We start from the raw sequence: 22,897 nt of genomic DNA on the forward strand, positions 1-22,897 counted from the left end.
TAACTGTTCGAAGTAATTCATTTCGCTCTAGCGAGCTACTCTTTGTATCTTTCCATGGTTTCGCATTTTTTCTAGGTGGAATCACCGCATGTGCTTGCCGATCTGCAATGACCTGACGGCATTGCTTGGTGTCATAAGCTCCATCGGTATAAACAGAGTCAATCTGCTCATCTTGTGGAATCTGATTAAGTAAATCACCAAGCACCTGTGAATCACTGACATTATTGGTTGTGAGCTGAATAGCGCGTATTTGTAGGGTTTTGGCATCTATACCAATATGTAGTTTACGCCATTGGCGACGATATTCAGCTCCATGTTTCTTGCGTTTCCATTCGCCCTCACCTAGAAACTTCATGCCTGTAGAGTCTACGAGTAGATGCAGCCCATCGCTACTTTTTTGGTAGCTGATTGCAATATCAATATGCTGTTGTCGTCTACAAATTGTAGTGTAGTCTGGCGCTATCCAATTTAATCCGCAAAGTTTAATCAGACTTTGCACAAAGCCAGTAACCATACGTAAAGACAGACGGAATAAGGATTTAATCATTAAGCAGCATTGGATAGCTGCGTCGGAGTAGGTTTGATTTCGCCCTTGTTTGCCTTTTGATGGCGCATACCATTGCGTAGCAGGATCAAACCAAATGGCAATATTTCCGCGACTCATGAGTGCTCGGTTATATGCGGGCCAATTGGTTGTGCGGTAGATTTTGTGTGTAGGCTTCTTCATTTGAAAATTATATCGCTGAAAAAGCCTTTACAGATAGGTTTGTGCAACAAAGCCGCTTTTCAATGTAATTTCGCGTTACGCACTTCTCTCCATGACCGTATTTACACCAGTTTAGGGATAGTTTTGCTTATTATTGGGTTATTGTATACACATGGAATTCACTTTCTAAACCATTTAAAAACAATTGTATTGGTTCCTGCTTTAATTTTAACTGCCTTTGGAATAGATAATTTATATAGAAAGCCAAATAGACTTAGTTGTCTTAAAGTTGGACTGATCCTCGGCCTATTGCTATTAGCTTATATTCAATATTATGATTTAGTAGAACTGCAAAATTATTATGACTCTTTACATAATGATGAGACTTGGCAGCAATTTGGCGCATTATAACAGCTAGCACAAAAAAATTTGGTGGGTGAAAAATTTACAATCCTAATTCTGATTTATCATGTTATTACATAGGAAAACTGCCTTTAAAAGACGGGTCTTGCTAGTCTAGAATTGCAGACGAAAGGGAATAAAATGCCTGTATATCCGATTCTAGAAATTGATCATTTTCAGCATCATAAACAAAAGATTTTTCTTCTAATAAGTATTGGCCATCTTGCTCACTAAGAAAATTTTAAAGTTATTTGCTTGATCAGGGAAAATTTGTTCTCCGTCAAAAAAAGATCATAACAATCTCGAACGGCTTTGTTGCGCAAAGCTGTTCTTAAGGACTTTTTCAGCAATATAATTTTCAAATGAAGAAGCATACACATAAAATTTACCGCACAACCAATTGGTTCGCATATAACCGAGCACGCATTCATCGCGGAAATATTGCCATTTGGTTTGATCCAGCTACGCAATGGTATGCCCCATCAAAAGGCAAACAAGGGCGAAATCAAACCTAATCCGACGCAGCCATCCAATGCTGCTTAATGATTAAATCCTTATTCCGTCTGTCTTTACGTATGGTCACTGGCTTTATGCAAAGTCTGATTAAACTTTGCGGCTGAGCAGCCCCGAATATCAGTGATATTCGTACAGTACGCTTTGTAGAAGACAAAAGCATATTGATATTGCAATCTTGGAGAATATTCTCCAGAGCTTGATAATAATGGTATTTATATTTTACCTGCTTCAGGTGAGTATGAAATTAGAGTATTACAACCTAGATCACAGGCAAGAAAAGATAAAAAACCTCAATACTGGATGAGTATTAACATTAAATAAAAGACCTCTTGCGAAAGTATCGTTTTACCTAATTTTTGAATTGGCTAAAACCTTATTAAATGTAGCTTTATGCTGTTTAAATTTTGACTAACGCAAGAAGTCTAAAGACTTGCTAGATTCTTTTAAGCTTTTATACAAGGGTTCAAAAACTATTGCCAGTTAAGCGGGGCGTGATTTTTACGCAGATGTGTTTATGTTAGTAAAATGATATAGATTACTTGTTTAATACCCCGAGGAATAATTTAATCTTGCTGTGCGTTTGTCACTTTTCTTTCAAAAGTTGATTATATCTTTCAACGTAACCGTCGTGATATTCAAGCCCTTTTGATAGGAATTTGCAGTGAAAGAATAGGCGAAACTTATCTTAAATAATGGTAATTCCTTATCTTTAAAATAGAGAACGCCCGATGAAATTCATTAGGCGTTTACTTTAAATAAGTGTCAGCTTATTTTATAACCAGATGTACTTGTCAATCATGATTCTTTTTCTCAATTGCCTTAAAAAAACAATCTTGCTATTTTTGACTTTTCACACCATTTTGTTCAATTTGTACTGCGGCTTGCCAGCTAGGTAGTTGGCTTAAACCTGCTACGTAACGTTGGATATGGGGATAATTTTCACCTTGTCCCATATGATAAACTAAAGCATGTAGTCCAAAGCCCATCATGAAGTCAGCACCGGTTAAACGGTCTGCCACTAGAAATTCTTTATCTTTTAAATATTCATTTAAATGGCCAAATACTTTATCGAACTCAACTTGAGTATAATTTTCTAGAAATACCAACTTCGTGCCCTGCTTGGTTTCTATCGTATTAAACGTTTTTAACAAAAATGGCAGCATGGCAGAGCTTTCTGAGAAATGAATCCACTGTAGATAATCGACATATGTAGATTCATCCATATCTGGTGCTAAATGCGGCGCAAGTTTCTGAATTAATAACTCAACGATTGCGCCTGACTCTGCAATAACTTTGCCATCCCATTCCAATACTGGAGATTTCCCTAAAGGGTGAATGGTTTTTAAAGAGTCAGGGGCCAAATGCGTGCTTGAGTCACGATAATAGCGTTTCAGCTCATAGGGCTGCTTGATTTCTTCAAGTAACCACAAAATACGAAAAGAACGTGATTGATCTAAATGATGTAGTGTGATCATGATAATTCCTATTTTTTTAAATTTTTACAACCACTTTGCCAAAGTTTTCGCCTTTCAACATACCATTGAAAGCATTGATCGTGTTATCTAAACCTTGCACCATATGCTCTTTATATTTGATTTTTCCGTCTTTCAACCATTCAGACATTTGCTGATAGAATTCCGGATACTGACTGCCATAATCATCAAAAATAATAAAGCCTTGCATGCGAATACGCTTTTTTAAAAGGGTGGAAATAAAGCCCGGTAAACGGTCTGGCCCTTGTGCTTGCTCGGTAGCGTTATACTGGGAAACCACACCACACACCGGTACACGTGCCGCAGAGTTAAGCAATGGCCATACCGCATCAAACACTTTACCCCCGACATTCTCATAATAAATATCAATACCGTTGGGAGCTGCTTGTTGTAATTGTTCTGCAAAATTTTCATCATGATGATTGATACAAGCATCGAAGCCGAGTTCTTCTACTGCATAACGGCATTTTTCAGGCCCACCTGCGACGCCAACCACGCGACAACCTTTAAGTTTGCCAATCTGTCCAACCGTAGCACCAACAGGTCCCGTTGCAGCTGCAACGACTAAAGTTTCACCGGCTTTAGGCTGACCAATGTCCAACAGCCCCATATAAGCAGTAAATCCTGGCATTCCCAAAATACCCAATGCCCAAGATGGATGTTCAGGTTGCATACCTAAGCTTTGACATGCAGTCCCATTAGAAATTGCGTAGCCCTGCCAGCCATTTCCTGAAAGAACCCACTCGCCTTCTTTGAATTTTGGGTTTTTAGAGGCCACCACTTGACTGACTGTTCCACCGACCATCACTTCACCAATTTCAACCGGTGCTGCATATGAAGGAGCATCACTCATGCGACCACGCATATAAGGATCGAGTGACAAGTAAATGGTTTTTAACAATATCTCGCCTTGTTTAAGTTCATTGAGCTCAACTTGCTCAATACGAAAATCGCTGTGTTTTGGCTCACCCACTGGCCGTTTAGCTAAAACGATGCGTTGATTAATAACTGTTCTCACACATATAACTCCATGTTTTATTTAAAAGTATTTCTCTTCACAATCAAAAATTATGATTAAAATTTCTTTACATCCATTGTAGATGAGTTATAATAAAAAACAATACGACTGGTCTATTTTTTACAATAGAGTAAATAATTAATATGAAGCCTACTCCTATTAAAAAGTCTGAAGCGAAGCGCTTACACATTCTTAACACTAGTTCAGACCTGATTTTGCATAAAGGTTTTACTGGCGTAGGATTACAGGAAATTTTACAGAGTTGTGAAATCCCCAAAGGCTCGTTTTATCATTATTTCCAATCCAAGGAAGCTTTCGGATGTGAATTGGTACAGCATTATGTAGATAATTACCAAGTCCGTTTAAATGATGTATGGCGTAGCGATAAATCCCCTTATCAAAAGCTGATTGAGTATTTTAATTTATGGATAGAAGATCCTGAAACACAGTGTGGTTGGGCGGATAGCTGTTTAATTGTGAAACTTGCCGCAGAAGTTGCCGATCTATCTGAAGATATGCGCTCCATTATGTCCGCTGGCGTCGATGATGTAATCCAACGTATTGCTGGTTTAATTGATTTGGGTAAACAGGATCAATCTATTCAAGCAGATACTGAGGCCTCGACGTTGGCACAAGTACTTTACCAAATGTGGTTAGGTGCAGCATTACTGAGTAAGTTGCAAAAAGATAAAACACCATTACATCAAGCTCTAAGAGCAACTAAATTTCTATTAAAAAGTGAAGATTCATAAAAATTAAATTAAATATCAATTACATAATTAATGATAGCAACCCAATGATTACTTATTAATGTGCTGCTATTAGATCAACTTACAATCCATGAGTATAGCGCACAATGAATTCTCCTTCTAAAGCCCTCATGACTCGTATTTTAGTCGGATATTTAGGCTTATATCCCACACTATTACTAGTACTCACTTTATTAAAGCCAATTACTCAGCATCAAAGTTTCCCGATGATGGTGTTGATTGAAGTCATAGTATTAGTGCCAGTAACGCAACTGATTTCTTTCCCACTGGCAGGTTGGCTCATTACACAGCTAAAAAATTTTAAGAATTTGTTTTAAGAAGAATTTATGCTGGCAACAGCAATCCTAAGTCCTTATTTTGCCAACCACAAAGGTTGGCAAAATAACTCACTTAGTCGATATTAATCTGCGTAAGCTGGATAATCAATATAGCCCTTTTCCGTCCCACCATACATACTGCTTGCATCTACTGCATTCAATGGCCAGCCATTGGCAATGCGATCGGGTAAATCTGGATTCGCAATAAATGGGCGTCCAAATGCAATTAAATCGGCCAGCCCTGCCTCTAAAATTCGAGTCCCTCTTTCTGCCGTATATCGACCTGCATAAATAATCCGACCACTGAAAGTGTCTCTGACATCTTTACGAAAATCATGAGGAAGTTCTGGTGCATTATCCCAATCAGCTTCTGCAATAGATAGATAGGCAATCCCAACTTCTTCAAGTATTTTTATGGCTTCAATATAAGTCACATGTGGATCATCTTCAACCAACCCCATGTAAACACGATCTTCCTCTGTACTTTCAAATAGCGGGGCAAAACGCACTCCTAAACGATCTGCACCAACCACCTCAGCAACTGCCTCTACTACTTCACGTAAAAAACGCAAACGATTGTTTAGTGATCCACCATATTCATCTTCACGGTGGTTACTATGTGCAGAGATAAATTGATTTACCAAATACCCATTTGCACAATGAATTTCAACCCCATCAAAACCAGCAGCCAATGCATTACGCGCTGCTTGAGCATAGAGTTGCACTAATTCTTTAACTTCTGCATTGCTTAAAGCACGTGGCATTGAAGGATCAGCCAAGGCCCCTGCATTGGGCCCGGTTTCAATAAAGACTTTAACATTACTATCAGCCCTAATAGCCGAGGGCGCGACTGGTGATGCATGATTGGGTTGCAAAGATGTATGTGAAACACGCCCAACATGCCAAAGTTGTGCAAAAATAATGCCTCCTTTAGCATGCACTGCTTCCGTCACTTTACGCCATCCAGTAATCTGTTCAGGGCTGTAAATACCGGGAGTCCAAGCATAGCCTTGACCACGTGGCTCGATTTGCGTACCTTCGGTGACCATAAATCCAGCCCCGGTACGCTGTTGATAATAGGTCGCCATCAACTCATTTGGAATATTCCCTGGCTGAGTACTGCGCGACCGCGTTAATGGTGGCAATACAATACGGTTTTGCAAAACATACGGGCCTAAGCTCAGGTTTTGAAAAAATTTGCTGGCTTTCATTTCATTGTTTCCAAGTGATCATGACTTAATTGATCTAAATTAAAAAAAATACCCTTCCTTCCTGTATATAGAAAAAATAAAGGAAGGAAAGCTATTCACTCAGGCCCTTCACCATTAAGTGAGGGTTATTTTGCTTATTGCGCCAGTTGCTCAGAGTCAGAAGTTTTATTCACTGCTAAGCACCACAACAGACACTAGCTACTCTTTATTTCAACAATTGAAGTAATGCTGAGGCAGTTGCAGCAGAAGATGCTGGATTTTGTCCAGTAACCAGCAAGCCATCTACTTGAACATGTACTTGCCAATCATCCACTTTAGAATAATGACCACCGTTTTCTTTAAGCATGTCTTCGACTAAAAATGGTACAATTTCAGTCAAACCTACAGCAGCCTCCTCAGTATTGGTGAAACCAGTCACTAATTTACCGCTAACTAAAGGCGCTCCATTACTCGCTTTCACATGACGAAGAACACCTGGCGCATGACACACTGCTGCAACAGGTTTGCCAGACTGAATCGCCTGTTCAATCAGAGAAATTGAAATCGGATCTTCTGCTAAATCCCACAATGGGCCATGCCCGCCTGGATAAAACACTGCATCATAATCAGCTACAGAAATTTCGCTAAGTTTATGCGTCTGTGCCAATGCTTGCATTGCAGTTGGATCAGCTTCAAAACGATGAGTGGTTTCAGTTTGTGCTTCTGCTAAATTACTTTTCGGATCTAGTGGTGGCTGCCCACCTTGAGGCGACGCCAGCGTAACTTCAGCACCAGAGTCAATAAAGGTGTAATACGGTGCAGCAAGTTCTTCTAGCCAGAAACCTGTTTTCTTACCAGTATTGCCAAGTTGATCATGTGAGGTTAAAACGAGTAAAATTTTCATATTATTTCTCTGATATTTTTCAGGATTGAAGAGCATTGTTGCATGATCACTTGCCGTGTGGCGTGACCACGACAGATACGCTTATTTAGATGCTCGTCTCGAGAATTTGACGACTGATCTCTAATGAAACAGTTTTATGTTCGCCTAGCTGTGTCAGATTGTGTGATTTAAGTTGCGTAATGATGATCTCAATATCTGTCTCCCCCAGTCCATAATCGCTAAGACGAGTCGGCAATCCAAGTTGCTCAAAGAAGGCTCGAGTACGAGCAATAGCAGTATCAATACGTTGTTCTTCATCACCTTCGACAATCTGCCAGACTCGAGCTGCATACTGTAGTAATTTTTCTCGCTTCTCTTGACGACGCACTTGTAGATTGGCCGGCAACACAATGGCCAAGGTACGAGCATGATCAATACCATGTAAAGCCGTGAGCTCATGCCCAATCAAATGGGTTGACCAATCTTGTGGTACACCAGCTCCAATTAGCCCATTCAGTGCCATGCTAGCAGCCCACATCAAATTCGCACGCGTGTCATAATCTGCTGAATCGTCCAAGATTTTCGGTCCAATCTCAATCAGAGTTTGCAATAGACCTTCGGCAAAACGATCTTGTACGTGTGCATTCACAGGGTAAGTTAAGTACTGTTCCATGACATGAACAAATGCATCGACTACGCCATTTGCTAATTGGCGCGTCGGCAAGCTAAAAGTTTTGTTCGGATCCAGTACGGAAAATTGTGGAAAAACATAGGGGCTGCTAAATGACAATTTGGCTTGGGTCGATTTTCTGGTGACTACCCCACCGCTATTCATTTCTGAACCAGTTGCCGGAAGGGTGAGTACACTCGCAAAAGGCAAAGCTTGGGTAATTTTATTACCATGGGTTTCTAAAATCTCCCATGTATCCCCTGTATAATTGACTGCTGCTGCAATAAATTTAGTACCGTCAATTACCGATCCACCACCGACTGCCATCAAGAAATCTATCTTTTGTTCTCGAATCAGCTCTACAGCTTTCATGAGGGTTTCATAACTCGGATTCGGCTCAATTCCGCCAAATTCATGAATTTCTCTTGCACCTAATGCTTCACGCACTTCAGCTAAAGTACCATTCTTACGTGCACTTTCACCACCAAACAACATTAATACTTTTGCTTCTGTAGGCACATAGTCATTGATTTTAGTTATTGTATCGCCACCAAAAATAATGCGGGTCGGATTATAAAAGTTAAAATTCAGCATATTTTTATCCTAGGATGATCAGTTAATTGATTTGAAAAACCACCGTTATTCATCAAATAAACTTTTAAAAAATCGGACAACACTACGGCTTTTGCCTACACCATGTGCTAACTATACATAAAAATAGACCAGTCGTCTATTTTTATAAAAATTATCTTAGCTTGGCGACTTTAGTGATGGTTAAGCAAATTCAGGCTTGTTCTATACCGCTTTTATTATTGATGTATTTTCACGAGCGATTGTTGGATGGAAGATATCAACACGTATGACTACTGACATGGTCGTGAACGCATTGGCTGAAACAGTGAATGGCTCATAGAAAATAGCAATGATTAAATATTTTAAAAGCAGATTGGCACGGTTTAGCAGATGTACAAATGCGACAGTAAATTAGATAGATTGGTTCAATATAAAGCATGTACATAGGTGCATTCGTTTATTTACCCTGTTCTGGATATTGACCCATTTAAATGATGAGATTAAGCCATTAAATAAAGTAGCCCAACTTGAATAAAAAGCCTCTGACAAACCTCACAGGGTTGAAGTGCTGCCTTTCATTCAAAATTTCAGGCAGCACACTCATACATTTAAGCGTCGGTTTAAGCTGGTAGTTTACTCGCCAAAACATCTACTTTTTCAATAGACGGTGGCTCTGAAAATAGCTCTTCGGCCTGAGCCATCAACGCAGCTGCAACCTTGCCAGATAAATGTGCTTGGCGACCCGCCTCATCAGGAAATGCATCAAAAATACCAAATGTTGTAGGTCCAAGACGTAGGCCAAACCACGCAACTGTCGCAGGTTCTTCCATGACAATAGGTAAACCGCCTTTAAGGAAAGCTTCCACTTCGTCTTCTTTACCCGGTTTAGCTTCAAGACGGACATATAAAGCTGTTTTAAGCATGACTAAAACTCCACAATTGATTAAAATTAAAACTCATACTGACATTGATAATTTATGTATGTCAGAAAGTTTTGTTGTACAAAGGTTAAAAACAATTTTCCATAGCAGAGCCAAAATTTGGATGTTTATTTCGGCATAATGCTATGAATTTATTCAAGTTAAGATCATTAACATTTGAATCAAAAAATCAAGATATGAGATGATTAAATTCAATCTTAGTTATATAAGGATCAATTGACTCTACCTTAGATTTATAAGCTGACCTCTTCATCTGGAAATTATATTGCTCAAGAAGCATTCAAGAACAACATTGTACATCCTCATATCTATGAAAGTTATTTAGCTAGGAATTTGCTGTGAAACTCTATATGTTTCTCTATAAAGCTCGCAATGAAGTAATAGCTATGGTCATACCCTTCTCTTAGGTTAAGTGTAAGAGGATATTCTTGTTCCAAACAAATATTACTAAGAAGCTTAGGCCTTAACTGTTCTTCAAGAAAATCATCAGCTGTTCCTTGATCGACTAAAATAGGTAAATGAACTTCAGCGTTTTTGATTAATTCAATCGCATCATAGCTTTTCCATAAAGTTTCGGTTTCACCTAGGTAGTGTGTAAAAGCCTTTTTCCCCCAAGGTACTTGGCTAGGTGCAACAATTGGTGCAAAAGCAGAAATACTTTTATACAGCTCAGGATTTTTTAATCCAATTACTAATGCACCATGACCACCCATGCTATGACCCATAATACTTTGGACTTGATTGGTCGGAAAATTCAGGTCAATCAGATTTCTGAGCTCTTCCACAATATAATCATACATTTTGAAATGCTGCGACCAGGGTGCTTGTGTTGCATTCACATAGAATCCTGCGCCTTGGCCTAAATCATAATCTGCATGATCTGGTACATCCTCTCCACGTGGGCTGGTATCTGGTGCAACAATAATGACTTTATGTTCAGCCGCATACTTTTGTGCTCCGGCTTTAGTAATAAAGTTCTGTTCGTTGCAAGTCAATCCTGATAACCAATATAACACTGGCAACCGCTCATCTTTGTCATGAGGTGGCAGATATATTGAGAATTTCATTGAACAGTTTAATGCTATTGACTGATGGCGATACACTTCTTGCGATCCACCAAAAGAAGCATGTTTCTCAATTATTTCCATAATCAATTACCTATGTTGAGCAAGACTTCATGAGAAATCGAGTAAACAAAGAGTCTGACATTCTCCACAGAGAATACTGATAAAGATTTAAAATGTAGGCAGGTTTGTTGAACCTATACATGATGGATACATAGATAGATCTGTTTTACAGATGATGTGCCGTTTTAGAGGATTCCATGCATGTCATTCATGATTCACATGCATGGAAAAGTATAAGGTCTGACGGAATTATTCGTAATGAATTACAGTACGAATTGACTTACCTTCATGCATTAGATCAAAGGCTTCATTGATCTGATCCAAGCCCATCGTATGTGTCACAAATGGTTCTAATTGAATTTTACCGTTCATGGCATCTTCAACCATTCCTGGAAGTTGCGTACGACCTTTTACGCCACCAAAGGCAGAACCCAGCCATTTACGACCAGTAACCAGTTGGAATGGACGGGTAGAGATTTCCTGACCTGCGCCAGCTACACCAATAATTACGGATTGTCCCCAGCCACGGTGTGCACTTTCAAGAGCTGCACGCATCACATTCACGTTACCAATACATTCAAATGAATGATCTACACCCCAGCCAGTCATTTCGACAATGACTTGCTGGATTGGTTTATCGTAATCTTTAGGGTTCAAGAAGTCCGTTGCACCAAACTCTTTTGCCAGCGCAAATTTATCTGGATTCATGTCAACCACAATAATACGTCCTGCTTTAGCTTGACGTGCGGCTTGTACGACTGCCAAACCAATACCACCTAAACCAAAGACCGCAACACTATCACCTTCTTGTACTTTAGCCGTGTTGTGTACTGCACCGATACCCGTTGTGACACCACAACCCAGTAAGCAGACATGTTCGTGATTGGCTTCAGGATTGATTTTAGCCAATGATACTTCTGCCACTACAGTGTATTCACTGAACGTTGAGCAGCCCATATAGTGGTAAATCGGTTGACCATTGTAGGAAAAACGAGTGGTACCATCTGGCATTACGCCTCTACCTTGAGTTTCGCGAACAGAAATACACAAGTTCGATTTTCCAGATTTACAGAATACGCACTCGCCACATTCAGCAGTGTAAAGTGGAATAACATGATCACCTGGTTTGACGCTAGTCACGCCTTCACCAACCTCAACTACAACACCAGCACCTTCATGCCCGAGAATAGCCGGAAAAACACCTTCAGGATCATCGCCAGATAAAGTAAATGCGTCTGTATGACACACACCGGTATGGGAGATCTTAATTAATACTTCACCTTTCTTCGGTGGTGCAACATCAACTTCAACAATTTGAAGAGGTTGACCAGGACCAAACGCAACGGCAGCACGTGACTTCATGGAATAATTCCTTATACAGATCTATTTTAAATATGATTTTAGAATCTTGGCGATTTCAGCCAATTCTTCTTTTCGTTGTTGTTCTGTGGTTTCACCTGATACTAAAGTGTCCTTTAAATGAACCTCCAACATTTCATTCATCAAACCATTAATAGCACCACGCACAGAGCATATTTGTTGCAGAATTGCACCACATTCCACATTGTCTTCTAACGCTTTTTCAATCGCTTGCGTCTGACCTTTGATCTTTCTGACGCGTAGAAGAATCTTTTTTTTGTCTTCAACCTGATTAGGCATCAGACCTCCTTATTAGCTAGCATTAATACTATACTACCCCATAGTATAAAAAAAGCAATAATTTTTATAAATCGAAAATTAAAAAGATCTTTAGCGAAAATTTTCTATCCCTGTTTTTAGTTTTTTTAAATTAACATCATAGAGCTTATGCGAAAGTCACAAAAAAAATGGGACTTTTAGCTCCCATTTTTTTTGGCTCATGTTCTTTGTAATGCTATGACCTTTTAGAATTATGTTTCAAATTTTAGCCACTTTGTAGATATTTTGAACGTTTCAAGCCTTGAAAATACTACCGACAGTTTAGATTAAACTGCCTTTACAGACTGTACTAGAATATTTTTAGTGAGCAGATGATATTTATTATTCATTATTTAGGAATTATCAAATCCTATAAATATCATTTATTGGATTAATTTACTTTGGTACTGTGCATATCATCCCCCAGTTAAGAATAAGGAACAACTATGAATAAGATGATGAATGCTCTTATCCTAGAAAATTTTGGTGATCATGAATTTAAACGTGTAGAACTCCCTATACCTCAACCAGAGGCTGGGCAAGTTCTAGTACGTATTCATGCTAGTGGTGTAAACCCTATTGATTATAAAATTCGTCTTGGTGAAGCACCATATGCTATGCCAGAGCTTCCTGCCGTGTTGGGAACAGATATGGCTGGGGTTGTAACTGCTGTTGGTGAAGGTGTCACCCACTTCAACGTTGGAGATGAAGTTTACGGTCTGATTGGTGGCGTTCGTGGTCTTCAAGGATCTTTAGCAGAATATGTTGTAGCAGATGCCGATCTGATTGCATTAAAGCCACGGAATATCTCTATGCGCGAGGCAGCAGTACTACCATTGACGTTCCTCACCGCTTGGGAAGGTTTAGTGGATAACGCGAAGGTCCAACCAGGGCAAACTGTACTGGTTCAGGGTGGTGCTGGTGGCGTTGGTTATATGGTTGTTCAGCTTGCAAAATCACTTGATGCAAATGTTTGGGCGACTGGTCGTACAGCTGATCAACCACTGATTTCAGAACTCGGTGCAACACCTCTCGATTACACAACAGCATCTTCCGATGACATTATTGCTGCAAGCCCTGAGGGTCAAGGTTTTAACATTGTTTACGACACTGTGGGTGGTCCAGTACTCGAAGCTTCACTTTCCATGACAACTCACTATGGCCACATTACCAGCTGTGCTGCATTTGGTAATCATAATTTAGCGAGTTCATCTCTACGGTGTGCCACAGTGTCTGGCGTATTCGTCCTAATGCCGATGTTAACAGGCAATCGCCGTGCTCATCATGGTGATATCCTTAAGATCGCGACTCGTCTTGTTGAGGAAGGTAAACTGCGTCCTCTTGTTGATCCTCGTCATTTTACTCTAGACCAAGCGATTGAGGCTCATGATGCTGTTCAAGATCGCTCTGCCAATATTAAGGTCGTGATTGATGTCATTTAACGCACTTCAGGCCAAGACTTGGCGCTTCAATAGTATTGGAGATACAGATGTTCTGACATTAGAAACACTTCCTGTTGCTTTACCAGCAGCAGGAGAAGTTCTAATCCAGATGAAAACGATCGGACTCAACCGGGCTGATGTAATGTTTCGGCGTGGTACTTATATTCAAAAAGCAGTATTCCCTTCTCGTCTGGGATATGAGGGAGCAGGCATAGTTCTGGCAATAGGTGAAGGTGTACGCCAATTTTCTCCAGGAGATGCAGTATCGATTCTTCCGACTGACAATCTAGCCAAATATGGGACATATGCGGACAAGCTTCTGATTCCAGAAACTTTTTTAGTTCACAAACCCGATAGTTTAAGCTGGGAAGAAGCTTCTTCAATCTGGATGCAGTATTTGACGGCTTGGGGTGGTGTAATCCATGCTGGTGGACTTTCGAAAGGAAAAACGATCTTGATCACAGCAGCTTCAAGTAGCGTAGGACTAGCTGCGATACAGATAGCTGAAGCAGCGGGTGCTAAGGTCATTGCAAGTACACAGACGGTAGAGAAAAAGCAACGTTTACTGGATCTCGGTGTTAAAAATGTTATAGCCAGTGAAGATGAACCAGATTTGTATGAGGCGCTTGTTTCACGTTTGGGTGGAGAATATCTTGATGTCGCCTTCGATGCTGTAGGAGGGCCACATATTGAACAGATTGCAAAAGCGATGTCTGTGGGAGGAACTATGGTTATGCATGGTGCACTTAGCCCGGAGATCACACCATTTCCCCTTAAAGTTGCATTACGCAAGAGCTTAACCATGCGAGGTTTTTTGTTCCTTGAGGTTCTCCATGATCCTGTTCTAAGGGAGCAAGCCAGACGATTTATTCTTAGCAGTATAGGTGCAGGATATCTTCGTCCAGTGATCGACTGTTGCTTTAACTTTGAGGACATGCATGACGCTCAGCGCTATCTTGAATCAAATCAGCAAATAGGAAAAATTGTAGTTACTCTAAATACATGATGGTCTTATCTGATTTCTACTTTCTAGAAAAAAGGTTAGTTCCATCTGATTCAGGTTTCTATATGGCCCAACACTTCCGCTAAGTAATCAAACAATGCTCGGATTCGCAAAGGTGTCGGGCCCCGCTGTGGACGATATAAATACAGGCGCCAAACGGGAGAGGTTTCCTCATGAAGTATCTGAATGAGCTTACCACTCCTAAGCCACGGCAAAACTAGAAATCCAGGCATGTGTCCGAATCCAACCCCAGCGAGAATAGCTTGAAATTCAGCTTCTAGATCATCTGTAATAAAACGAGGCTTTGATGGCGTGAAGCTTCGACTTTCGGTGAATGTCCATGGCCAGTAACGCCCTGTTTTATGATCGAATAGTGCTGTTAGAGGGTATTTATCAAGGTCAATAATTTTTTTAGGCATTCCGACCTTATCAATTAACTCTGGCGTACCCACAGAATAAAAGTTCACTTTAGCCAATTCCCTTGCCACATATCGATTGTCCGGCAAAAATCCAAATCTGATCCCGATATCTATCCGCTCATCGATCACATCCGAGTGTGAATCTGTTAGCACACAATCCACGACAATATCTGGGTAACGTGTGGCAAATTCTGCTAGTGCAGGTACTACCAATTTACGCCCTAACACTGACGAAACAGTAAGACGGACAGTCCCACGCATTTCATCTCGTTTTTCCTTGGTGTCTTTTACAAGCAGAGCATCAATGGATCCCACCGCAAAACGTGCTTGCTTTGCCAAACGCTCACCATCAGCAGTAATTTTAATTTGTCGAGTACTCCTGTAGAACAGAATCTCTCCGCGCTGCTCTTCTAGCTCTTTTATTGCCCGTGTCACTAGCTGCGGGGAAATACCGAGCTGAGTGGCTGCCTCTTTAAAATTTCGAGACTCTGCTGCGACACAAAAGATACGCATCATTTCCAATTTGTTCTGCATGTCCAATCCTGTGGTCTGGTAATTATTCCGTAAATAGGAATTCTGAAAGATAATATTATTCATTTATTATACCTATCAAGGCTGTAATACTTAATCCATCAAATATGATTGACAGATAGGTTGAAGGGCACTTGTATGAATAATATAGAAAATAAAGTTATTGTTATCACTGGTGCAAGTAGTGGTTTAGGTGAAGCTACTGCTCGCTTACTTGCTAAAAAAGGTGCAAAGGTTGTACTTGGTGCTAGACGTACTGAAAAATTAGAGGCTATTGTTCACGACATTCGTGCTGAAGGTGGTCAAGCTGAATTTATTGTTATGGATATAACCAAACCACATGAAGTACAAGCACTTATTGAAAAGGCATTAAGCGCATTTGGTCAAATCGATGTATTGGTAAACAATGCTGGATTAATGTCTATTGCACCATTAAGTGAGCTAAAAGTTGATGAATGGGATCGTATGATCGACATTAATATCAAAGGTGTTCTTTATGGTATAGCAGCTACCCTACCTGTTTTCCAAAAACAAAACTTTGGACACTTTATTAATCTCGCATCTGTTGCAGGGATAAAAGTATTTAGTCCAGGAGGTACTGTTTATAGCGGTACTAAGTTTGCTGTAAGAGCCATCTCTGAAGGACTTCGTCATGAAGTTGGGGGAACAATTAGAACGACTACTATTGAGCCTGGTGCAATTGAGTCAGAACTAAAATTCGGTTCTTCTCATAAAGAAAGTTCAGAGTTTGTTACTGATTTCTACAAACAAGCCATACCAGCTGACTCAGTCGCTCGAGCAATTGCTTATGCAATTGAACAGCCTGCGGATGTAGATATTAATGAAATTGTTTTACGCCCAACGAGCCAAGAGTTTTAATTATTGAATAACAAAAAATGGGAGCACCTCGCTCCCATTTTTACTATATTTTTAAAGTTAAGGACAAATCTATGAAAGCCGTATCGTATGTTATCAATAACCATGATGATTTTAAAAATTCATTGGTAGATATTGAAAAAGCGAAGCCTACGCTTAAGGAGCGTGATGTACTGGTAAAAGTTCAGGCAATCTCTGTGAATCCAGTTGATACCAAAGTGAGAAAAAATTCGTCTGAAGCAAATAATCGTATTTTAGGTTGGGATGCCGTTGGGGAAATTATTGAAGTTGGCTCAAAAGTTACCTCGTTTAAAGTAGGAGATTCTGTTTGGTATGCTGGCGATTTAACCCGAGATGGTAGTAATGCTGAGTTTCAAGCAGTCGATGAACGAATTATCAGTCTTAAACCAATTACAGTATCTAATGCAGAAGCAGCAGCATTGCCATTAACTGCAATAACGGCATGGGAAATGCTGTTTGATCGGTTTCAAATTTCAGAAACAGAAGTTGGCAGTATTTTAATTATTGGTGGTGCAGGTGGTGTAGGATCAATCGCTATCCAACTCCTAAAAGCAAAAACAAATCTGACCGTTATAGCAACAGCTTCACGTGAAGAAACGAAATCTTGGGTGGAATCACTTGGTGCCGACCATGTCATTGATCATAGCAAAGATTTAAATGCACAAATCGAGACACTAGGCATTGCAAAACCAAAATACGTATTCTCTACAAATCATACAGAAACATATATCAAGCAAATAGTTTCTCTGATTGTACCACAAGGCAAGCTTGGATTGATCGATGATCCACAAACATTTGATATTATGCCGTTTAAGGCTAAATCTATTTCTATCCATTGGGAGTTGATGTTTACTCGTTCAATGTATGAAACCGATGATATTGAAAAGCAAGGTGAACTGTTGCAACAGGTTGCCCAATTAGTTGACCAGCAAAAAATTAGAAGTACGCTCAACCAAAATCTAGGCAATATTAACGCTGCAAACTTGGAGAAGGCGCATAAGTTGCTTGAATCAGGTAAATCAAAAGGCAAAATTGTACTAGAAAACTTCTAAAACAAATTAAAGGTGAAATAATGACTATTTCAGTAATTGCGAACTTTAAGGCAAAATCAGATCAAAAAGAAACGTTAGAAGCGCTTTTAAAAAGTGTAATAGAGCCTACGCTTCAAGAAGAAGGATGCTTGAAATATGAGCTTTATATTAGCGAAAATGACTCAAGTAGATATTTCTTCTTAGAAGAATGGCGTAGCAGGGAGGATTTAGATATCCATATAGCGTCTGATTATATTCAAAGTTTATTTGGTAATATCCAATCGCTAATTGAATCAAGTGATATTGTAGAAATCAAAAAAATATAGCTGTATTCGGACGTTATGATGAAGTATTCTTCAAATTAACATAGGGACTTAGAAAGCTAACAAAAAATGGGAGCTATAAGCTCCTATTTTTTAAGATTTTTTAATTTTTTAGTAGTAACCTAGGCTTCAACAAATTATGCCCCTGAGGGGAGCCACCAATACCCTGCATTTTGACAACAATGTCATCGTTTAGAGGCAGCAAATTTACGAGCATCAGTCGGTACGACCGGTGATTCATACGATAATGCTTTGGCTGAAACGGTGAATGGCTTATACAAAACAGAGGTTATTGAATATTTAAAAGCAGATTGGTAAAGTTTAACAGATGTACAACTTGCGACACTAAACTGGGTAATCGAGAATAAGCGAATTCCTATTCCTGAACACGTAGAGCCTGAACCGGAAAAAAGAGGCTTTTGGAGCCGATTCTTTAAGCCGTATGGCTGATTTGATTGTTCACTTGGGCTTATTAAAGCCGTGAAACATTGCTCACTTACTAAGCGTGAAACATGGAAAAACATAAAAAAAGCCCACCTTGGGGAAGATGGGCTATAAACTAGGAACTACAGGATTGATTTATAAGCGGAATCATAACGCATTTCGTATAAGGTGTATTATGTATTTTAGAAAACCTAATTAAATGTTTCTAGGTAGTTCATTAATTCAGTTTTTGCTTGCTTCTGTGCTCTTTCAAATGCTGTTTCCTTGTATTTATTTTTATGTTTCATATCTATTCCATATTCAGCTAAGAACTGTAAGATGATATGCAAGCTTACTTACAAGCATGTATTGAAGAATCTAATGGCGATGCCGCATTCATTGCAAAGGCTTTAGGTAACATTGCAAAAGCTAAAGGAATGGCTCAATTATCACGAGATACAGGCTTAGGCCGAGAAAGTCTTTACAAAGCACTTTCTGGTGATGTTAACCCTAGTTTTGATACTGTGATTAAAGTTGTAAAAGCACTGAATTTACGCTTAGCAATTTAAAAAAGTTATTTAAAAATGGAGTTTTAAGCTCCATTTTTTAATTTCGTATAAGGTGTATGATGTTAATTTTAGGAAATCTAAATACTCTTCTGATTCACACGTTTTGAAAGCTCTTCTGCACTTTCTACACGTTCAGAGTAACGATCAGTTAAATATGCTGATTGTCCCCTGGTTAAAAGTGTAAATTTATAAAGCTCTTCCATTACATCTACAATCCTACGGTAATAAGAAGAAGGTTTCATACGACCATCTTCCTCAAACTCAAGAAATGCTTTAGGAACTGATGACTGGTTTGGTATTGTGATCATACGCATCCAACGCCCTAAAATACGTAATTGATTTACAGCATTAAAGGATTGCGAACCTCCACACACTTGCATTACAGCTAAGGTTTTACCTTGCGTTGCACGTATTGCGCCTGCTGCTAATGGAATCCAGTCAATTTGAGCTTTTAAAATCGAACTCATTGAACCATGACGTTCAGGAGAGCACCAAACCATGCCTTCTGACCATGCTAAAAGCTCATGCAGTTCTTTTACCTTGGGATGCTGCATATCACCATCCTCAGGAAGAGGTAACCCTTTAGGATGGAAAATTTTAACTTCTGCACCGAAGTACTCCAGGATTCGGCCTGCTTCCTGAACTGCTAAACGGCTATATGATCTCTCACGATTTGAGCCGTATAGAAGTAATATTTTGGGTGGATGATCCAGGTTTTTTGCCTGAATTTTTTCTAAAGTCGGTTTTTCTAAAAGACTAAGATCAATATTTGGTAAGTTCATTAGATTCATACTTCTTTAAACACTTTTTTTCTAAGCCATAGCGAAACTGTCACTAAGGCAATCAATACAGGTACTTCAACCAATGGGCCAATCACGGTGGTGAAGGCGACAGGAGAAGCTAATCCAAAAGTGGCAATCGCTACAGCCAGTGCTAATTCAAAATTGTTGCCTGCCGCAGTAAAGGAAATAGCAGTCGTTTTAGGGTAATCGTTACCCATCCACTTACTCATAAAGAAGCTGATGAAGAACATTGCAACAAAATAGATCGTCAAAGGAATAGCGATTCTAAGCACGTCTAGAGGAAGGCTAATCACTTCACCACCTTTAAGACTGAACATTGCTACAATCGTGAATAAAAGCGCAATAAGGCTGATTGGGCTAATCTTTGGAATAAACTTAGTTTGATACCAATCCAAACCTTTCTGTTTGACTAAAATCAGCCGGGTTAAAAAACCAAGTAAGAATGGAATACCTAGATAAACCAGAACAGCATGGGTAATGGTCCAAAAGCTTACATCAATGATTTGTGCTTCTACCCCAAAGAATGGCGGTAAGAAGGTCAAGAACAACCAAGCATAAGTACTAAAGAACAAGATCTGGAAGATACTGTTAAACGCAACCAAGGCAGCAACATATTGATTATCCCCACATGCCAAACCATTCCAGACGAGGACCATCGCAATACATCGAGCTAAGCCTATGAGAATTAGGCCAGTCATATATTCAGGATAGGCGTGCAGAAAAATAATGGCCAAGCCAAACATTAAGCAAGGTGCAATGACCCAGTTCTGAATAAGAGATAATGTAAGGGTACGCTTATCCTCAAAGACTTTAGGCAAGGTTGCATAGTCAACTTTGGCAAGTGGTGGATACATCATCAAAATAAGCCCTATTGCGATAGGGATATTCACTGAATTAATGCTTAATTGATCTAATACAACAGATGTTTGAGGGAAAAATACGCCAATACCTACGCCTAATGCCATGGCAATGAAAATCCATAGAGTTAGGTTTCGATCTAAGAATGAGAGCTTTGATGCGGACATTGAATTACTCGCATTGCATAGAGATAGATAAGTTGCTCGTAGATTTATTTAATATTTCAGCATTCAAAACACTGAACACTGCATTTACCCATTCTGGTAAATCAGGATTTAATCGGTAATACACCCATTGTCCCTTGCGCTCATCTAGCAAAATTGAAAGGTTACGGAGTAAAGCCAAGTGACGAGAAATTTTAGGTTGGCTCAGTTGTAATATTTCTGTGATTTCACAAACACATACATTTTGTCTTTCTAAAATAATTTTTAAAATATCTAGACGTGTCGGGTCAGATAGGCATTTAAAGAAATCTGCTTGATCCATAATCTATACTCTAATATATGCTATTGCGAATATACGCATATCCATATATAAATGCAATATTATGAAGTCCTGAGTAAGTCCAATGTCATCAAAAGTTAAGATCTATCATAATCCAGCGTGCGGAACATCAAGAAATACACTGGCGCTAATTCGAAATACCGGAGAAGAACCTGAAGTTATTGAGTATCTTCTCAACCCTCCAAGTAAAAGTGAACTCATTAATTTAATTGAGAAATCAGGTCTTTCTGTACGTGAAGCTATTCGCAAAAACGTGGAACCTTTTGAAACGCTCAAGTTGGATCAGCAACACTGGACAGATGAGCAGCTTATTCAGTTTATGCTGGAGTATCCAATTTTAATTAACCGTCCATTTGTTGTGACTGAACTGGGGGTAAAACTATGTAGACCATCTGAACTCGTTTTAGATATTTTGTCTGCGCCTCAATTAGGAGCTTTTACCAAAGAAGATGGTGAAATAATCATCGATGAAAATGGTAAGCGGATTAAATAAATCCGCCTCATTTAACATAATGGTTGATATATGAACTAGATATGTTAGAACCCATTTAAAGTGTCTATATTCTCACCAATAAAAATGTCTGGTTTATGATGGTTTTTATCACCATGGACTGGATATAAAATATAGATGCTGATCACTATGTCTGATAAAGAAATTCAACGTCTTGCAGTTCTGCAAGACGTTCGAGATCATCGTATTACACAAGTCCGTGCTGCTGAAATCCTGAATCTTTCCACCCGTCAAATTACCCGGTTATTGCAGAAGCTCAATCAAGATGGTGTCTCAGGTATGGCACATGCCAGTCGTGGTCAACCGGGTCATCGTCGCCATGACGTCCTGTTAAAATCAGAATGTCTTTCCATTATTTCTGAACATTTACTTGGCTTTGGTCCTACATTGGCTCATGAGAAGCTCAGCAGCATGTTTGGCCTGCATATCCCGGTAGAAACGGTTCGTCGCTGGATGACTGCAAATGACCTCTGGATTCCTCGATCCAAGCGCCTGAAACGTCCGTATCAGCCTAGATATAACCGTGATTGCTTCGGTGAGCTGATCCAGATCGATGGCTCATATCATGACTGGTTTGAAGGCCGAGCTTCCAAATGCTGCTTGCTGGTTTATATCGATGACGCCACTGGAAAGCTGTTGCATCTGCGCTTTTGTGAGGCTGAAACGACCTTTGATTATATGCTTTCAACCCGAGCCTACATTGAGCAATACGGCAAGCCTTTAGCGTTTTATAGCGATAAACACTCGGTATTCCGAGTGAATCAGAAATCGAGCCAAGATAGCCAGATCACGCAATTTGGGCGGATTCTGAATGAGTTAAATATTGATATTATCTTCGCCAACTCACCCCAGGCCAAAGGCCGTGTGGAACGTGCCAATAGAACACTCCAGGATCGCCTGATCAAGGAAATGCGCCTAGAAGGTATCTGTTCAATTGCCGAGGCAAATGCCTGGCTGCCCTGCTTTATTGAGCATTTCAATCAGAAGTTTGCCAAGTGTGCGCGAAACTCAAAGAATTTACATCGGCCATTAACCGAATCTGATCTTGAACTGGATGATATTTTTACCTGGCAGGAACCGCGTAAGGTCACCAAGAATCTGACCCTGACCTATGACAAATGTATTTATCTGCTTGAACCGACAGAGCTGAATCATAAGCTTGTTGGGCAATATATTTCATTTCTGGAGTACCCGGATGGCACTGTGGCCCTCATGCACGAGGGACGAAAGCTCAACTACAGCATTTTCAATAAATTAGCTGGGCTACAGCAGAATGAGATCGTTGAGAATAAACGGTTAG

The 22,897-nt window shown here is 39.7% G+C and carries 25 protein-coding genes and 5 pseudogenes; 16 read left to right on the top strand and 14 right to left on the bottom strand.

Features of this window, described 5'->3' with window-relative positions; translation table 11 throughout:
* Nucleotides 1-727, bottom strand: a 727-nt coding sequence (locus tag NI466_RS13580; protein ID WP_253173844.1) for an IS5-like element IS17 family transposase, incomplete at its 3' end; no start/stop codon positions are given.
* On the opposite strand from NI466_RS13580, the gene NI466_RS13585 reads away from it, so the two are divergent.
* The 3 genes and pseudogenes from NI466_RS13585 to NI466_RS16075 all read left to right on the top strand — a co-directional run.
* Nucleotides 728-1,117, top strand: coding sequence for a hypothetical protein (locus tag NI466_RS13585; protein WP_253173845.1), 390 nt, complete (start codon nucleotides 728-730; stop codon nucleotides 1,115-1,117).
* A gap of 353 nt (nucleotides 1,118-1,470) precedes the next feature.
* Nucleotides 1,471-1,799 (top strand): annotated as a pseudogene (locus tag NI466_RS13590) (transposase); the annotation flags it as partial.
* A pseudogene (locus NI466_RS16075) lies at nucleotides 1,796-1,945 on the top strand (PPC domain-containing protein); the annotation flags it as partial. The pseudogenes NI466_RS13590 and NI466_RS16075, both read left to right, overlap by 4 nt.
* 515 nt (nucleotides 1,946-2,460) lie before the next feature.
* Here the strand turns inward: NI466_RS16075 and NI466_RS13595 are convergent.
* Complete coding sequence (locus NI466_RS13595) at nucleotides 2,461-3,099, bottom strand: glutathione S-transferase family protein (protein WP_004281825.1); 639 nt, start codon at nucleotides 3,097-3,099, stop codon at nucleotides 2,461-2,463.
* 16 nt (nucleotides 3,100-3,115) lie between these two features.
* The gene (curA, locus tag NI466_RS13600; protein ID WP_086044991.1) at nucleotides 3,116-4,135 is read right to left on the bottom strand and encodes an NADPH-dependent curcumin/dihydrocurcumin reductase; all 1,020 of its coding nucleotides are present in this window, start codon (nucleotides 4,133-4,135) and stop codon (nucleotides 3,116-3,118) included.
* Nucleotides 4,136-4,278: 143 nt separating this feature from the next.
* Between curA and NI466_RS13605 the strand changes: the two genes are divergently transcribed.
* Nucleotides 4,279-4,887: a TetR/AcrR family transcriptional regulator gene (locus NI466_RS13605; protein WP_005160552.1), complete on the top strand. Its 609-nt coding sequence runs from the start codon at nucleotides 4,279-4,281 to the stop codon at nucleotides 4,885-4,887.
* A gap of 104 nt (nucleotides 4,888-4,991) precedes the next feature.
* The gene (locus tag NI466_RS13610) at nucleotides 4,992-5,222 is read left to right on the top strand and encodes a hypothetical protein (RefSeq protein WP_001087973.1); all 231 of its coding nucleotides are present in this window, start codon (nucleotides 4,992-4,994) and stop codon (nucleotides 5,220-5,222) included.
* Nucleotides 5,223-5,305: 83 nt separating this feature from the next.
* Here the strand turns inward: NI466_RS13610 and NI466_RS13615 are convergent, their stop codons facing one another.
* The 3 genes from NI466_RS13615 to NI466_RS13625 form a co-directional block, all read right to left on the bottom strand.
* Complete coding sequence (locus tag NI466_RS13615) at nucleotides 5,306-6,433, bottom strand: alkene reductase (protein WP_086044990.1); 1,128 nt, start codon at nucleotides 6,431-6,433, stop codon at nucleotides 5,306-5,308.
* A gap of 205 nt (nucleotides 6,434-6,638) precedes the next feature.
* Nucleotides 6,639-7,316 carry a type 1 glutamine amidotransferase domain-containing protein gene (locus NI466_RS13620; RefSeq protein ID WP_086044997.1) on the bottom strand — a complete coding sequence of 226 codons (678 nt, stop codon included), beginning with the start codon at nucleotides 7,314-7,316 and terminating at the stop codon, nucleotides 6,639-6,641.
* Between the two features lie 85 nt (nucleotides 7,317-7,401).
* Nucleotides 7,402-8,559, bottom strand: coding sequence for an iron-containing alcohol dehydrogenase (locus tag NI466_RS13625; protein WP_086044989.1), 1,158 nt, complete (start codon nucleotides 8,557-8,559; stop codon nucleotides 7,402-7,404).
* 187 nt (nucleotides 8,560-8,746) lie between these two features.
* On the opposite strand from NI466_RS13625, the pseudogene NI466_RS16080 reads away from it, so the two are divergent.
* Nucleotides 8,747-9,073 (top strand): annotated as a pseudogene (locus NI466_RS16080) (IS3 family transposase); the annotation flags it as partial.
* Nucleotides 9,074-9,158: 85 nt separating this feature from the next.
* Here the strand turns inward: NI466_RS16080 and NI466_RS13635 are convergent.
* The 4 genes from NI466_RS13635 to NI466_RS13650 all read right to left on the bottom strand — a co-directional run bounded on the left by NI466_RS13635 (nucleotide 9,159) and on the right by NI466_RS13650 (nucleotide 12,265).
* A complete protein-coding gene (locus tag NI466_RS13635; protein WP_004679538.1) occupies nucleotides 9,159-9,461 on the bottom strand; it encodes a putative quinol monooxygenase in 303 nt (100 codons plus the stop codon).
* Between the two features lie 335 nt (nucleotides 9,462-9,796).
* Nucleotides 9,797-10,627, bottom strand: a complete 831-nt coding sequence (gene fghA, locus NI466_RS13640; RefSeq protein ID WP_000402511.1) for an S-formylglutathione hydrolase — start codon at nucleotides 10,625-10,627, stop codon at nucleotides 9,797-9,799.
* A 228-nt stretch (nucleotides 10,628-10,855) separates the two neighbouring features.
* Nucleotides 10,856-11,968, bottom strand: a complete 1,113-nt coding sequence (locus tag NI466_RS13645; RefSeq protein ID WP_004897268.1) for an S-(hydroxymethyl)glutathione dehydrogenase/class III alcohol dehydrogenase — start codon at nucleotides 11,966-11,968, stop codon at nucleotides 10,856-10,858.
* Between the two features lie 21 nt (nucleotides 11,969-11,989).
* Nucleotides 11,990-12,265 carry a metal/formaldehyde-sensitive transcriptional repressor gene (locus tag NI466_RS13650; RefSeq protein ID WP_001133624.1) on the bottom strand — a complete coding sequence of 92 codons (276 nt, stop codon included), beginning with the start codon at nucleotides 12,263-12,265 and terminating at the stop codon, nucleotides 11,990-11,992.
* Between the two features lie 464 nt (nucleotides 12,266-12,729).
* Between NI466_RS13650 and NI466_RS13655 the strand changes: the two genes are divergently transcribed.
* Both NI466_RS13655 and NI466_RS13660 read left to right on the top strand, forming a co-directional pair.
* Complete coding sequence (locus NI466_RS13655) at nucleotides 12,730-13,725, top strand: zinc-dependent alcohol dehydrogenase family protein (RefSeq protein ID WP_004647735.1); 996 nt, start codon at nucleotides 12,730-12,732, stop codon at nucleotides 13,723-13,725.
* Nucleotides 13,715-14,731 (top strand): zinc-dependent alcohol dehydrogenase family protein, encoded by a 1,017-nt coding sequence (locus NI466_RS13660; RefSeq protein ID WP_004647737.1) that lies wholly within the window; start codon nucleotides 13,715-13,717, stop codon nucleotides 14,729-14,731. The genes NI466_RS13655 and NI466_RS13660 overlap by 11 nt, the downstream gene beginning before the upstream one ends.
* Before the next feature lie 50 nt (nucleotides 14,732-14,781).
* On the opposite strand, the gene NI466_RS13665 is transcribed toward NI466_RS13660, so the two are convergent.
* A complete protein-coding gene (locus tag NI466_RS13665; protein WP_004647738.1) occupies nucleotides 14,782-15,681 on the bottom strand; it encodes a LysR family transcriptional regulator in 900 nt (299 codons plus the stop codon).
* Nucleotides 15,682-15,816: 135 nt separating this feature from the next.
* Between NI466_RS13665 and NI466_RS13670 the strand changes: the two genes are divergently transcribed.
* The 6 genes and pseudogenes from NI466_RS13670 to NI466_RS13695 all read left to right on the top strand — a co-directional run bounded on the left by NI466_RS13670 (nucleotide 15,817) and on the right by NI466_RS13695 (nucleotide 18,921).
* Nucleotides 15,817-16,557: an SDR family oxidoreductase gene (locus NI466_RS13670; protein WP_086044988.1), complete on the top strand. Its 741-nt coding sequence runs from the start codon at nucleotides 15,817-15,819 to the stop codon at nucleotides 16,555-16,557.
* Nucleotides 16,558-16,628: 71 nt separating this feature from the next.
* Complete coding sequence (locus NI466_RS13675) at nucleotides 16,629-17,627, top strand: zinc-binding alcohol dehydrogenase family protein (RefSeq protein WP_086044987.1); 999 nt, start codon at nucleotides 16,629-16,631, stop codon at nucleotides 17,625-17,627.
* A gap of 20 nt (nucleotides 17,628-17,647) precedes the next feature.
* A complete protein-coding gene (locus NI466_RS13680) occupies nucleotides 17,648-17,932 on the top strand; it encodes a putative quinol monooxygenase (protein ID WP_004647742.1) in 285 nt (94 codons plus the stop codon).
* Nucleotides 17,933-18,115: 183 nt separating this feature from the next.
* A pseudogene (locus NI466_RS13685) lies at nucleotides 18,116-18,244 on the top strand (IS3 family transposase); the annotation flags it as partial.
* Nucleotides 18,245-18,283: 39 nt separating this feature from the next.
* A pseudogene (locus tag NI466_RS13690) lies at nucleotides 18,284-18,379 on the top strand (plasmid replication DNA-binding protein); the annotation flags it as partial.
* Nucleotides 18,380-18,696: 317 nt separating this feature from the next.
* Complete coding sequence (locus tag NI466_RS13695; RefSeq protein WP_004647743.1) at nucleotides 18,697-18,921, top strand: addiction module antidote protein; 225 nt, start codon at nucleotides 18,697-18,699, stop codon at nucleotides 18,919-18,921.
* A 77-nt stretch (nucleotides 18,922-18,998) separates the two neighbouring features.
* Here NI466_RS13695 and arsH read toward each other — a convergent pair whose 3' ends face one another.
* Genes arsH through NI466_RS13710 form a run of 3 tightly spaced genes read right to left on the bottom strand, consistent with a single transcriptional unit; the run spans nucleotide 18,999 to nucleotide 21,068 of the window.
* On the bottom strand, nucleotides 18,999-19,703 hold the full coding sequence (arsH, locus tag NI466_RS13700) for an arsenical resistance protein ArsH (RefSeq protein ID WP_026055795.1): 705 nt from the start codon (nucleotides 19,701-19,703) through the stop codon (nucleotides 18,999-19,001).
* Between the two features lie 5 nt (nucleotides 19,704-19,708).
* A complete protein-coding gene (gene arsB / locus NI466_RS13705; RefSeq protein WP_004647746.1) occupies nucleotides 19,709-20,749 on the bottom strand; it encodes an ACR3 family arsenite efflux transporter in 1,041 nt (346 codons plus the stop codon).
* Between the two features lie 4 nt (nucleotides 20,750-20,753).
* A complete protein-coding gene (locus NI466_RS13710) occupies nucleotides 20,754-21,068 on the bottom strand; it encodes an ArsR/SmtB family transcription factor (protein ID WP_004647747.1) in 315 nt (104 codons plus the stop codon).
* Between the two features lie 82 nt (nucleotides 21,069-21,150).
* Here NI466_RS13710 and arsC point away from each other — a divergent pair, with 82 nt between their 5' ends.
* Together arsC and NI466_RS13720 are read left to right on the top strand one after the other, a co-directional pair.
* The gene (arsC, locus tag NI466_RS13715; protein ID WP_004647748.1) at nucleotides 21,151-21,579 is read left to right on the top strand and encodes an arsenate reductase (glutaredoxin); all 429 of its coding nucleotides are present in this window, start codon (nucleotides 21,151-21,153) and stop codon (nucleotides 21,577-21,579) included.
* Between the two features lie 135 nt (nucleotides 21,580-21,714).
* Nucleotides 21,715-22,897, top strand: a 1,183-nt coding sequence (locus NI466_RS13720; RefSeq protein ID WP_253173846.1) for an ISNCY-like element ISAba32 family transposase, incomplete at its 3' end; no start/stop codon positions are given.

The organism is Acinetobacter lwoffii, assembly GCF_024129595.1.
GTDB lineage: Bacteria > Pseudomonadota > Gammaproteobacteria > Pseudomonadales > Moraxellaceae > Acinetobacter > Acinetobacter lwoffii_O.

Excerpts from the sequence above, each read along its gene's own strand:
- NI466_RS13595 (WP_004281825.1), bottom strand. The coding sequence starts at position 3,099 with ATGATCACACTACATCATTTAGATCAATCACGTTCTTTTCGTATTTTG.
- NI466_RS13605 (WP_005160552.1), top strand. The coding sequence starts at position 4,279 with ATGAAGCCTACTCCTATTAAAAAGTCTGAAGCGAAGCGCTTACACATT.
- NI466_RS13610 (WP_001087973.1), top strand. The coding sequence starts at position 4,992 with ATGAATTCTCCTTCTAAAGCCCTCATGACTCGTATTTTAGTCGGATAT.
- NI466_RS13615 (WP_086044990.1), bottom strand. The coding sequence starts at position 6,433 with ATGAAAGCCAGCAAATTTTTTCAAAACCTGAGCTTAGGCCCGTATGTT.
- NI466_RS13620 (WP_086044997.1), bottom strand. The coding sequence starts at position 7,316 with ATGAAAATTTTACTCGTTTTAACCTCACATGATCAACTTGGCAATACT.
- NI466_RS13625 (WP_086044989.1), bottom strand. The coding sequence starts at position 8,559 with ATGCTGAATTTTAACTTTTATAATCCGACCCGCATTATTTTTGGTGGC.
- NI466_RS13635 (WP_004679538.1), bottom strand. The coding sequence starts at position 9,461 with ATGCTTAAAACAGCTTTATATGTCCGTCTTGAAGCTAAACCGGGTAAA.
- fghA (WP_000402511.1), bottom strand. The coding sequence starts at position 10,627 with ATGGAAATAATTGAGAAACATGCTTCTTTTGGTGGATCGCAAGAAGTG.
- NI466_RS13645 (WP_004897268.1), bottom strand. The coding sequence starts at position 11,968 with ATGAAGTCACGTGCTGCCGTTGCGTTTGGTCCTGGTCAACCTCTTCAA.
- NI466_RS13650 (WP_001133624.1), bottom strand. The coding sequence starts at position 12,265 with ATGCCTAATCAGGTTGAAGACAAAAAAAAGATTCTTCTACGCGTCAGA.
- NI466_RS13655 (WP_004647735.1), top strand. The coding sequence starts at position 12,730 with ATGAATAAGATGATGAATGCTCTTATCCTAGAAAATTTTGGTGATCAT.
- NI466_RS13660 (WP_004647737.1), top strand. The coding sequence starts at position 13,715 with ATGTCATTTAACGCACTTCAGGCCAAGACTTGGCGCTTCAATAGTATT.
- NI466_RS13665 (WP_004647738.1), bottom strand. The coding sequence starts at position 15,681 with ATGCAGAACAAATTGGAAATGATGCGTATCTTTTGTGTCGCAGCAGAG.
- NI466_RS13670 (WP_086044988.1), top strand. The coding sequence starts at position 15,817 with ATGAATAATATAGAAAATAAAGTTATTGTTATCACTGGTGCAAGTAGT.
- NI466_RS13675 (WP_086044987.1), top strand. The coding sequence starts at position 16,629 with ATGAAAGCCGTATCGTATGTTATCAATAACCATGATGATTTTAAAAAT.
- NI466_RS13680 (WP_004647742.1), top strand. The coding sequence starts at position 17,648 with ATGACTATTTCAGTAATTGCGAACTTTAAGGCAAAATCAGATCAAAAA.
- NI466_RS13695 (WP_004647743.1), top strand. The coding sequence starts at position 18,697 with ATGCAAGCTTACTTACAAGCATGTATTGAAGAATCTAATGGCGATGCC.
- arsH (WP_026055795.1), bottom strand. The coding sequence starts at position 19,703 with ATGAACTTACCAAATATTGATCTTAGTCTTTTAGAAAAACCGACTTTA.
- arsB (WP_004647746.1), bottom strand. The coding sequence starts at position 20,749 with ATGTCCGCATCAAAGCTCTCATTCTTAGATCGAAACCTAACTCTATGG.
- NI466_RS13710 (WP_004647747.1), bottom strand. The coding sequence starts at position 21,068 with ATGGATCAAGCAGATTTCTTTAAATGCCTATCTGACCCGACACGTCTA.
- arsC (WP_004647748.1), top strand. The coding sequence starts at position 21,151 with ATGTCATCAAAAGTTAAGATCTATCATAATCCAGCGTGCGGAACATCA.